This is a genomic window from Acetomicrobium sp. S15 = DSM 107314 (assembly GCF_016125955.1).
Lineage (GTDB): Bacteria > Synergistota > Synergistia > Synergistales > Thermosynergistaceae > Thermosynergistes > Thermosynergistes pyruvativorans.
Genome location: NZ_JADEVE010000196.1, coordinates 1 through 374 on the forward strand (window position 1 = coordinate 1; position 374 = coordinate 374).

At 56.4% G+C, this 374-nt stretch carries 2 pseudogenes; both read left to right on the plus strand.

From position 1 onward, the window contains the following. Positions 1-116 (plus strand): annotated as a pseudogene (locus tag EZM41_RS05785) (branched-chain amino acid ABC transporter permease); the annotation flags it as partial. Next, positions 96-374 (plus strand): annotated as a pseudogene (locus EZM41_RS13610) (hypothetical protein); the annotation flags it as partial. The pseudogenes EZM41_RS05785 and EZM41_RS13610, both read left to right, overlap by 21 nt.

A 374-nucleotide genomic window follows, 5' to 3' on the forward strand; every position in this document is an offset into this window, starting at 1 on the left:
TCGTGACCGAACTGTTCCGCCCCATATCGCAATACCGCATGCTCATATACGGAGGAGTTCTTGTGGCAACCATGGTCTTGAGGCCCGAAGGGATCATGGGTTCCAGGGAGATATGGGGGCTCTTTAAAAAGACCGCATCCAGAGCATACGGTGTCGGGCCCGGTGCGGTGCGCTTCATCAGCGGCACATACAAGCCGCATAGGGACCTTGAGAAGAAGTTGGCCGCTTTCCACGGCAGGGAAGAAGCGGATGTACTGCCGGTGATCGCCAGCCTTCATCGGCGGTTTCGTTTGGCTGCCTACATATCTTGTTTGTCTCCTGAGGCCCATGAAGCCTTTTTAGAGGCGCTCAAGGCGCGTGGTTATCAGGCCAGG